9 protein-coding genes are annotated in these 10,420 nt (G+C 44.5%); 3 read left to right on the top strand and 6 right to left on the bottom strand.

Features of this window, described 5'->3' with window-relative positions; translation table 11 throughout:
• Positions 1–81: 81 nt before the first annotated feature.
• The 4 genes from pssA to A3757_RS10945 form a co-directional block, all read right to left on the bottom strand.
• Positions 82–867 (bottom strand): CDP-diacylglycerol--serine O-phosphatidyltransferase, encoded by a 786-nt coding sequence (gene pssA / locus A3757_RS10960; protein ID WP_197470003.1) that lies wholly within the window; start codon positions 865–867, stop codon positions 82–84.
• 87 nt (positions 868–954) lie between these two features.
• A complete protein-coding gene (gene ilvC, locus A3757_RS10955) occupies positions 955–1,965 on the bottom strand; it encodes a ketol-acid reductoisomerase (protein WP_068510906.1) in 1,011 nt (336 codons plus the stop codon).
• 67 nt (positions 1,966–2,032) lie between these two features.
• Positions 2,033–2,524 (bottom strand): acetolactate synthase small subunit, encoded by a 492-nt coding sequence (gene ilvN / locus A3757_RS10950; protein ID WP_068510904.1) that lies wholly within the window; start codon positions 2,522–2,524, stop codon positions 2,033–2,035.
• A 3-nt stretch (positions 2,525–2,527) separates the two neighbouring features.
• A complete protein-coding gene (locus A3757_RS10945) occupies positions 2,528–4,249 on the bottom strand; it encodes an acetolactate synthase 3 large subunit (protein WP_068510902.1) in 1,722 nt (573 codons plus the stop codon).
• Between the two features lie 444 nt (positions 4,250–4,693).
• On the opposite strand from A3757_RS10945, the gene A3757_RS10940 reads away from it, so the two are divergent.
• Positions 4,694–5,161: a DUF4124 domain-containing protein gene (locus tag A3757_RS10940; protein ID WP_082865037.1), complete on the top strand. Its 468-nt coding sequence runs from the start codon at positions 4,694–4,696 to the stop codon at positions 5,159–5,161.
• Positions 5,162–5,214: 53 nt separating this feature from the next.
• On the opposite strand, the gene clpB is transcribed toward A3757_RS10940, so the two are convergent.
• Positions 5,215–7,791 carry an ATP-dependent chaperone ClpB gene (gene clpB, locus A3757_RS10935; RefSeq protein ID WP_068634314.1) on the bottom strand — a complete coding sequence of 859 codons (2,577 nt, stop codon included), beginning with the start codon at positions 7,789–7,791 and terminating at the stop codon, positions 5,215–5,217.
• A 305-nt stretch (positions 7,792–8,096) separates the two neighbouring features.
• On the opposite strand from clpB, the gene A3757_RS10930 reads away from it, so the two are divergent.
• Both A3757_RS10930 and A3757_RS10925 read left to right on the top strand, forming a co-directional pair.
• Positions 8,097–8,597 carry an exonuclease domain-containing protein gene (locus A3757_RS10930; protein ID WP_068552795.1) on the top strand — a complete coding sequence of 167 codons (501 nt, stop codon included), beginning with the start codon at positions 8,097–8,099 and terminating at the stop codon, positions 8,595–8,597.
• Positions 8,594–10,036, top strand: coding sequence for a hypothetical protein (locus A3757_RS10925; RefSeq protein WP_068567863.1), 1,443 nt, complete (start codon positions 8,594–8,596; stop codon positions 10,034–10,036). The genes A3757_RS10930 and A3757_RS10925 overlap by 4 nt, the downstream gene beginning before the upstream one ends.
• A gap of 36 nt (positions 10,037–10,072) precedes the next feature.
• Here A3757_RS10925 and A3757_RS10920 read toward each other — a convergent pair whose 3' ends face one another.
• The gene (locus A3757_RS10920; RefSeq protein WP_068510894.1) at positions 10,073–10,297 is read right to left on the bottom strand and encodes a hypothetical protein; all 225 of its coding nucleotides are present in this window, start codon (positions 10,295–10,297) and stop codon (positions 10,073–10,075) included.
• Positions 10,298–10,420: the final 123 nt, after the last annotated feature.

The following is a 10,420-nucleotide window of genomic DNA, read 5'->3' as shown; positions in this document are numbered from 1 at the left end:
AGGTGCGCATTATATAGAGCTGATTCTTTAGGTCAACACCTTTATCAAACTTTCTTTACATTTTTATGTTAGCGAATGTAATTAAGACTTTTCAGTCACTTTATTGCGACCAAGTAACGCATTAAATGGCCCAGATAAAGTATATAAAGCAAAGACCCCAAGCAGTACTAGCGACGGCTCTAACGCAATGACCGCAAAAACCAGAACTATAATAAGCAAGGTAGTAAACGGAACCCTTCTTTTCATATCAAACTCTTTAAAGGAGTGATACTTAACATTACTCACCATCAACACCCCTGCACCCGCAACTATCACCATCGTTAACGCAGTTAACCAGCCCGACTGCTCGTAATGATGCGCCGCCCATACAAAGCCAGCCACAATTGCCGCCGCCGAAGGGCTTGGAAGCCCTATAAAGTAGCGCTTATCCACCTCATCAATTTGTGTATTAAAGCGCGCTAGACGCAACGCAGCACCCGCCACATAGATAAAGGTCGCAATCCACCCCAAATTACCCAAAGTATGCAAATTCATAGTAAACGCGACAAGAGCGGGTGCCACACCAAAAGCAACCATATCGACCAAACTATCGTACTCTGCACCAAAAGCGCTCTGCGTATTCGTCATACGCGCCACACGACCATCTAAGCCATCCAGAATCATTGATATAAAGATGGCAATTGCTGCATTATCAAAATGACCATTCATAGCAGCGACGATCGCATAGAATCCAGAAAACAACGAAGCTGTTGTAAACAGGTTCGGCAACAGATAGATCCCTCGCCCCAGCTTTGAACGATGAGCCGGCGACTCGCTCACCTCTTCCTTTTCTACATCACCCTGCTTTTCTGAATTCATATCACTCATCATCAACTCTCATCATTAAACATAAAAAAACGGCTCTCTGGAAAAACCAGAGAGCCGCCTTATCTTACCTGCAAAAACAACTAATGTTTAGTTTTTGCTCTTATCAACAATCTTGTTAATCCATGGCATCATCTTACGAAGCTCACCACCAACCTGCTCGATTGGGTGCGCAGCATTGTTACGACGGTACGCAGTCATTGAAGGATAGTTTGTTGCACCCTCTGAAATGAACATTTTCGCATACTCACCATTCTGAATACGCTTAAGCGCATTACGCATCGCTGCACGAGACTCTTCGTTAATAACTTCTGGGCCCGTTACATACTCGCCGTATTCAGCATTGTTTGAGATTGAGTAGTTCATATTGGCGATACCGCCTTCATACATAAGGTCTACGATCAACTTCAATTCATGCAAACATTCGAAGTAAGCCATTTCAGGCGCATAACCCGCTTCAGTAAGCGTTTCAAAACCCATCTTAACCAACTCAACAGCACCACCACAAAGAACAGCCTGCTCACCGAACAAGTCAGTTTCAGTTTCATCTTTGAAAGTTGTTTCGATAATGCCCGTACGACCACCACCTACACCTGAAGCGTAAGATAGCGCAACATCTTTAGCCTTACCCGTTGCATCCTGATAGATAGCGATTAAGTCTGGAATACCACCGCCCTTCACAAATTCTGAACGAACCGTGTGGCCCGGCGCTTTTGGAGCGATCATGATAACATCAAGATCGGCACGAGGCACAACCTGGTTATAATGAATAGCAAAACCATGAGCAAATGCTAGAGTAGCACCCTGCTTAATGTTTGGCTCAATTTCTTCTTTGTACAAAACAGACTGAAACTCATCTGGAGTCAAAATCATTACTACATCAGCACCAGAGACAGCCTCAGCAACCGGCTTAACAGTCAAACCATGCGCTTCCGCTTTCGCTACAGAAGAAGAATTTGCACGTAGACCAACCGTTACATCAACACCAGAATCTTTCAAGTTACAGGCATGAGCATGACCTTGCGAACCATAACCAATAATTGAAACTTTCTTACCTTTAATGATCGATAGATCACAATCTTTATCGTAATAAACCTGCATGACAATCCTCTACTTTTCTCTTGTCGAAATAAATCGACGCTTAATTAAAATTTTACTAAACAACACGCTATAGACTTAGCACTTTCTCGCCACGCGCAATACCTGAAACACCCGAACGAACCACCTCGAGCACACTTCCTTCAGCTATCGAAGCAATAAATGCATCCAACTTGTCGCTATTACCTGTGATCTGTACCGTATAGGCAGAACTAGTAACATCCACTATCTGACCACGAAAGATATCAACACAACGCTTAATCTCTGCTCTTTGAGAGCCCGCTGCCTTAATCTTAACCAACATCAACTCGCGCTCTATATGAGCACCTTCCGTCAGATCAACCAGCTTCACCACTTCAACCAACTTGTTTAGCTGCTTGGTAATCTGCTCAATGACCTTGTCGGAGCCTGAAGTTGTAACCGTTAAACGAGACAGCGTACCATCATCCGTCGGCGCAACAGTTAATGTCTCGATATTATAATTTCGCTGTGAAAACAGCCCTACAACACGCGACAGAGCTCCCGGCTCATTCTCTAACAAAACTGAAATTATTCGACGCATGGCTTAAGTCCTCTCCGTTTTGCTTAACCACATGTCATTCATAGATCCGCGCGCAATTTGCATCGGATAAACATGCTCTTTCGGATCAACATAAACGTTGATGAAAACCAAACGATCTTTCATCGCAAAAGCCTTCTCCATCGTCGTATCCAGCTCGCTAAGTTTAGTGACAGTCAAACCAACATGACCATATGATTCCACCAACTTAGTAAAATCTGGCAAGGACTCCATATACGAATGAGAGTGGCGCGATTCATAATTCATATCCTGCCACTGCTTAACCATCCCTAAAGCCTGATTGTTCAGTATTAAAACCTTCACCGGCAAGTCATATTGCTTACAGGTCGACAGTTCCTGAATATTCATCTGAATACTGCCTTCACCCGTTACGCAGACAACCTCCTCATTAGGATAATGAAGCTTTATCCCCATTGCCGCTGGCAAACCAAAACCCATCGTCCCTAAACCACCAGAGTTAATCCAACGATTTGGCTTATCAAATTTATAGTACTGAGCTGCAAACATCTGGTGCTGCCCGACGTCAGAACAAACGTAAGCATCACCTTTCGTCGCTCTATACATCGCCTCGATCGCTTGTTGCGGTTTAATGCTTTCCTCGGTCGAAGGGTCGTAGCGACCACCGTGACGAGCACGCCAGCCATCTATACTCTTCCACCAAGAAGCCAAAGCCTCTTGATCTGGCGTTTCCTCTGCATCCTCCAGAATCGCCAACATATCATTAAGCACTGATCCCACCGGCCCAACGATTGGCACATCAACCTTAACTGTTTTTGCAATATTTGCCGGATCAATATCGATATGAACAATTCTTGCCCCCGGGCAAAACTTGTCAGTGCCATTCGTCACTCGATCATCAAATCGAGCACCAACCGCTAAAACCAAGTCGGAATTATGCATTGCCTCATTGGCTTCGTAGGTACCATGCATCCCCAGCATTCCCAGAGAATGCTCACCAGTACCAGGATATGCACCCAAACCCATTAGCGTTGTGGTTACTGGATAATTCAAGCGCTCAACCAACTCTACCAACTGCTTGGATGCTTGCCCCAGAATAACACCACCACCCGCATAGATTACCGGACGCTTAGCTGCCAATAACATATCGACCGCTTTCTTAATCTGACCAGAATGCCCTCTTACCGGCGGCGTATAAGAACGCAACTTCACCTTTTTGGGGTAAACGTATTCAAAACGTTCATTTGGCGCCGTCATATCCTTAGGAATATCCACAACAACCGGCCCCGGACGACCCGACTGCGCAATATAGAAAGCCTTTTTCAAGACCTCTGGTATTTCTGAGGCATGCCTTACAGCCATATTATGCTTAACAACAGGACGAGATACGCCCATCATATCGGTTTCCTGAAAAGCATCTTCACCAATTAAGGTTGAAGGCACCTGCCCGCAAAGCACAACCATTGGAATAGAATCCATAAAGGCTGTAGCAATACCTGTAATTGTATTCGTCGCACCAGGTCCAGACGTAACGAGCACGACACCCGCCTTACCAGACGCTCGCGCGTAACCATCCGCCATATGAACAGCTGCCTGCTCATGACGAACCAAAATATGTTCAACTTTATCCTGTCTGAAAAGCGCATCATAAATATGCAGCGCTGCACCACCAGGATAACCGTATATGTACTCGACACCCTCGTCTTGTAAAAAACGAGCAATCATATCGGCGCCAGATAATAGCTCCACGATAATTACCTTCTGTTAAATAGTTTATGGAAGCTTAATCCGAGTTAACTCTCACTTCTTTTGGAAGTGCACTGGATGCAATCTAGCGTTACTTTGATGGTAAATTTGGCGTAGAGTTTCGCCATAAAGTCCAGCACTTTTATGTCATGCTAGACTCCTGTTTTACCACTGCCTCTTACATTTTCTATCAAGCAAAGTAAGAAGCTCAAATACGCTGGGGGATACTATTACCGTCAAACGATTAACGTTGAAAAACGACACTTGTAAAACCCTAGAAAAAGCAACCCGTAATTCTGACACTTAAATCATTAGAGTCAATATAATTTGCATTTTTTTGACCCAGTTTTGTATTTTTTCGGCTTTTCTCGTCCAAAAAACCGTCTATGGTTTATAGTTAGAATGTCAATTGACCAAAATTCTATGATCTGACAGGAAATCGAAACCATGACGCTCACACTGAACAGCGCATTATTCACAACCACTTTAAAGCTTTGCGCTTTTCTTTTAATTAGCTGTGCTACAACCATAGCAACTTCGGCTGAAGTCTATAAATGGGTCGATAGTAACGGCAACACTCACTATACGGACAAGAAACCAAACCATACCGAGTCGACCAGTATTCAAATTAAAACTAGCACTGCATCACAGCGCACCAGCGCACAAAACCAAGCAAAAGCTATCGATGAAAAAACAGCCAAAGAAATGCAAGTTCGACAAGGGATCGCTCAAGAAGAAGCTAGAAAAATTGAGATTGAAGAAAAATGTAAAGCAATCAGAGAAAACCTTAGAGTTATTGCTGAAACTAGCCGCATAACAGTTGTTGAAGAAGGCGTCACCCGCTTCCTAAGCCCTGAAGAGATCAACGAAAAGAAGGCAAACTTCCAAAAACAAATTGAAGACTACTGCCAATAATACAATACGGAGGACACCGAGCCTTTAGACCATACCAAAAGCTCGGTGCCTTACTACCTTTTTTCAAACACTATTTCATCTGCTTCAGCTCTCGCTACTATAGTGTCACCCGACACATAATCACCTGCCAACAAATTCTGAGCCAATGGATTCTCAACCCAACGCTGTATAGCTCGCTTTAGAGGCCTTGCCCCATAAACCGGATCAAACCCGGCTTCGGCCAACTTAGCCATAGCATCCGCCTCAAACTCCAAGGTAATATCCTGCTCTAACAAACGCTTACTTAAGCCTTTCAATTGAATCTGCGCTATACCCTGAATTTGCTGGGCTCCCAAAGCATGGAAGACCACCACTTCATCAATACGGTTGATAAACTCCGGCCTAAAATGAGCCGATACAGAATCCATGACAGCATTCTTTATCTGATCATAACCCGCGCCTTCCATTCCCATAGCCTGGATAACATCAGAACCCAAATTAGACGTCATGATAATAACCGTATTCCTGAAATCGACAGTACGACCTTGACCATCAGTTAAACGACCATCTTCCAATACCTGAAGCAAGATATTGAACACATCCGGGTGTGCCTTCTCCACCTCATCCAATAGCAATACCGAATAGGGTCTCCTGCGGACAGACTCTGTCAAATAGCCACCTTCTTCATAGCCTACATATCCAGGAGGAGCGCCAATTAGGCGAGCCACCGAATGCTTTTCCATAAATTCGGACATATCGATACGAACCATCGCATCTTCAGTATCGAAGAGGAAACTCGCCAAGGCTTTACAAAGTTCGGTTTTACCGACACCTGTTGGCCCCAAAAATAGAAAGGAGCCATTTGGACGATTAGGGTCAGCCAAACCCGCACGAGAACGACGTACTGCATCGGATACCGCTTGCACTGCTTCAGATTGACCAATTACCCGCTCATGCAGAGAACCTTCCATTCTCAACAACTTATCCTTTTCGCCCTCCAGCATTTTTGAGACCGGAATACCCGTCCACTTCGATACTGTTTCTGCTATCTCTTCTTCGGTCACTCGATTACGTAATAAGGTCATACCCATCATTTCAGCCTGGCTCGCCATATCCAACTGGCGCTCCAATTCGGGAATCTTCCCGTACTGCAATTCCGACATCAATGCCAAGTCACCCTCTCGACGAGCACTCTCCAATTCGACCCTAGCCTGCTCTAACTGACTCTTAACTTTCTGGGAACCATGCAGAGCTGCCTTTTCTGCCAACCAGACTTCTTCCAGATCTGAAAATTCCTTTTCAAGTTCAGAAATTTGCTCATTCAGCTCTACAAGGCTCTTTTTAGATGAAGAATCCTGCTCCTTCTTAAGCGCCTCCCGCTCGATTTTCATTTGAATCAAACGGCGCTCCAAGCGATCTAAAGCTTCTGGCTTTGAGTCCATCTCCATTCGAATTTGGCTTGCTGCCTCGTCAACCAAATCTATCGCCTTATCCGGTAATTGGCGATCAGCTATATAGCGATGAGAAAGCTTGGCTGCAGCGATAATTGCACTATTGGTAATTTCTACCCCATGATGGACTTCGTAACGCTCTTTCAAACCGCGCAGAATAGCAATGGTATCTTCAACAACCGGCTCCTCTACTAGAACTTTCTGGAAACGCCTTTCCAAGGCAGCATCTTTCTCTATATATTCACGATATTCATCAAGCGTAGTAGCGCCAACACAATGCAGCTCACCTCGAGAAAGTGCAGGCTTCAACATATTCCCCGCATCCATTGAGCCCTCTGCCTTACCAGCACCAACCATGGTATGAATTTCATCGATAAAGAGGATTATCTGCCCTTCTTGCTTACTCAGCTCATTAAGCACACCTTTCAAGCGCTCCTCAAATTCACCTCGAAACTTAGCCCCGGCAATCAATGCCCCCATATCCAAGGACAAGACTCTCTTATCTTTTAAGCCGTCAGGTACTTCACCGTTTACAATTCGTTGAGCTAAACCTTCGACAATAGCTGTTTTACCGACACCCGGCTCACCTATCAAAACGGGGTTATTCTTACGTCGACGTTGAAGAACCTGCACCGTGCGACGAATCTCATCATCACGACCAATAACCGGGTCCAGTTTTCCTTCTACGGCTCTAGCCGTCAAATCAACCGTAAATTTATCTAATGCCTCTCTATTTTCCTCAGCCCCTTGATCATTCACGCCATCACCTCCTCTCACCTGGTCAATCGCTTCTTCTAAAGCAGCTTTTTCTACCTTATAAGATTTCATCAAAGCGCCTAAAGCACCTTTATCACCAGTCGCAGCAAGTAAGACCATCTCACTTGAAATAAACTGATCGCCTTTTTTCTGCGCTAACTTATCAGCAATGTTCAGCATTCGCCCCAGGTCGTTGGACATATGCACATCACCGTCTGCACCTTCGACGGTCGGTAATTCATCAACCAGACGACCAAGCTCAGTTCTAAATTGTTTTACATCTACAGAAAGCTGTCTCAATAAGGCGGATACGCTGCCATTTTGGTCAATTAGAACCTGGATCAAATGCACCGGCTCTATAAACTGATGATCCTTTCCCAAGGCTATAGATTGCGCATCTGATATCGCAACCTGCAAACGGCTCGTCAAACGATCAATTCTCATAAGTTATCCCCCCGAAGGAATCAATAGTATCTAAGTTCAGTAAACTTCGTTATGACATAGATAAGGCTCGCCTGGACATTTTCAAGGCCCAACACATAAATTGCGCCAATTTATTGACACAAATCAATAAAAATACTCCCACTTCTACAGAAACTAACCGAGTGGTAATCAATTTTTTATGGTCAAGATCACACCAAACTCGTACAGTAATTGCAGAGCCTTTGCTTAACGATTAATATGGCCGGATTATATCGGCGTCCAATTTCACCAGCCGACCCACTACCTACTCACGCGAATACCCTTAGATGCCTAGCGACAACAACCCTGTTTTTATTGACTTCGAAGCTTCCAGCCTAGACCTCCTATCCAGCTACCCTATTGAAGTAGGTGTTTGCCTGGCTGATGGCAGCACCAGAAGCTGGCTGATCAAACCGCACGTATTATGGAAAGACTGGTCAGAAAAAGCCGCGCGAATACATGGAATCAGTAAAGACCAACTTCAACAAGAAGGCGCTGAGATTAGCCAGGTTGTTCGCGAACTTAATGATCTACTTAGTGGGGATGTATATTGCGATGCCTGGGCCTTCGATAGTTTTTGGCTTCATCGCCTATTTAAAGCGGCAAAATGCAAACCCAACTTCCATCTAGACTCCCTCTCATCAATTCTCGATGAAGAGCAAATCGATAGATGGCAGGACATCAGAGCTGGCGTTATAGATGAGCTACAGCTTGTTCGGCACCGCGCTGCAAATGATGCTTACATACTTCATAAAACCTGGCAGAAATTAGGAGCCCAGCTTAAATGAAATTATTAAGAAATACGCTCGCAGGCCTTTCTGCACTATCAGTACTCGCGGCCTGTACACCGACCTTCCAAACAACCGAGCAGCTATGCCAAGCCCATCTGCCAACAAGGCAGATAGTTCAAAACCAAAGCTACGAAGTACTCGCAAATGAAGAAAATAGCGAATACAAACTTTACCTTGAGGACTTCATTAATAGCTTTAAAGGCCTGCAATCTAAATCTATTGACGCTAGTGGTAACCCAATTTTATCTGACCTTTCAGCTGACGAGGAAGCCGTCCGCGACTTTATATTGCAACAGATCAGCGCAGATATGAACTACACACTAGATGACGAGGGAACCGTAGAATCAGCAAACAACCCCCTAGATTTTATGGAAAACCTTATTGCTGCCATCGACAGCGAAAAACTTGTTCAAACATTCGTCGAAGCTAAGGAGCAAATGTCCTCCGCAATCAGCAGCGATGACGGACACTGCACCTACAGCAATGATCAGATAGAGTTTCTCCGTGAAGATGACTCATTCAATATTCTAGATCAGTTTAGCGCCTCATTGGACCTGACTTACATCCCTTCAGCCTTTGTCGAAATAGATAATAAGGTTGATCAAACCGTTCTAATAGCTTTCGACCAAGATCCGACTGTGGAAACAGATGATGAAATTCAATTTGCCGCTCTAGACCGGATCGCGCCTGAAAATTTCAAAGAGTCCGGATTCAGTGAAGCGAAAGTAAGGCAGATCAAGGTAATCCATCAAGAACCACCCCAAATTCTTACTGTCGACGAAGACTACCTGGAGTCAAAATATGGCACTCTGGGGTACGCCCTATTAAATCAAACATGCCTCGATGATGATGAAGAAAATGTCGTCACATGCCCTGACGGCTCGATTACCAAAGAAATCGAGCACCCTGCTTGCTTCGACCTTATTGACGATGATGGTGACTCACTAACAGAGCACGATGAAGCCGACGAGCGAAATACTGTCATCTCCAACTCATTCACAATTGGCGATGGCAGTAATGATGCGCTGACAGACTTGCAGCGCTTAAAAGTAGAGGTAGACTACCCTAATGCAGAAATTCGCGTCTATGTATCGAAGTTCAGTACTGCCATCTACAAAGCTTTAGAAGATGATAGAGAAACAGAAATACCTCAGGGCGACGACAACCCCAACCCGACACGCGAGCAACTCATCTACAATCCAACGAGCTGTGAAAGTTACAATGTTTCGAAAGACCTTTTTGAGCTGCAAAGTGAAGAAGATCAGGAAAATAACGTCGCTGTCCCCGCTAACAGTTATGAAGACCCTGGCTATGAGTATATTGCCCAGACAGATGAAGATGGAGAGCCACTCTTAGACGAGGATGACAACGTCATTTACACATCGCCCACACCGCTGTTTATCTTTCAGGGAACGGCTATTCCTGAGCGACAGTAATTGTTTTTGTGAATCAGGGTAAGTTTTACACTTACCCTAAATCACCTTCGCTTTCAGCTTAGAGATTCTTGCGGGTCGATGCTGATCAATCATTGAAATAAGTTGCATATTTCGCTCAATAGAATCTCTCAATTGCTTAACTAAACCCAGGTCAGGAAACGCGCCCTCATTAGCTGCTACAATCTTTTTCTTCGTTTCTATTATTTCCCGCTCTAAACGCTGACGCTGATTATCAAGCGTGGTCAAACGTAATGTTCTCATAGTCAGAGTCTCTATATTCCCGAAAGAACTATCAGTATAGGCAGCTAAGGTTTAAGCAATATGAAGGACTTAACATTATCGGGTAAGCTTGCGTAATCGTTTGTTTCAATGAACAGAAGTGCT

Source organism: Oleiphilus sp. HI0117, from assembly GCF_001635235.1.
This window is presented reverse-complemented; position numbering and strand designations above follow the sequence as displayed.

Bases quoted from the DNA above. Each gene is read 5' to 3' on its own strand.
- pssA (WP_197470003.1), bottom strand. From the start codon at position 867: ATGAGTGATATGAATTCAGAAAAGCAGGGTGATGTAGAAAAGGAAGAG.
- ilvC (WP_068510906.1), bottom strand. From the start codon at position 1,965: ATGCAGGTTTATTACGATAAAGATTGTGATCTATCGATCATTAAAGGT.
- ilvN (WP_068510904.1), bottom strand. From the start codon at position 2,524: ATGCGTCGAATAATTTCAGTTTTGTTAGAGAATGAGCCGGGAGCTCTG.
- A3757_RS10940 (WP_082865037.1), top strand. From the start codon at position 4,694: ATGACGCTCACACTGAACAGCGCATTATTCACAACCACTTTAAAGCTT.
- clpB (WP_068634314.1), bottom strand. From the start codon at position 7,791: ATGAGAATTGATCGTTTGACGAGCCGTTTGCAGGTTGCGATATCAGAT.
- A3757_RS10930 (WP_068552795.1), top strand. From the start codon at position 8,097: ATGCCTAGCGACAACAACCCTGTTTTTATTGACTTCGAAGCTTCCAGC.
- A3757_RS10925 (WP_068567863.1), top strand. From the start codon at position 8,594: ATGAAATTATTAAGAAATACGCTCGCAGGCCTTTCTGCACTATCAGTA.
- A3757_RS10920 (WP_068510894.1), bottom strand. From the start codon at position 10,297: ATGAGAACATTACGTTTGACCACGCTTGATAATCAGCGTCAGCGTTTA.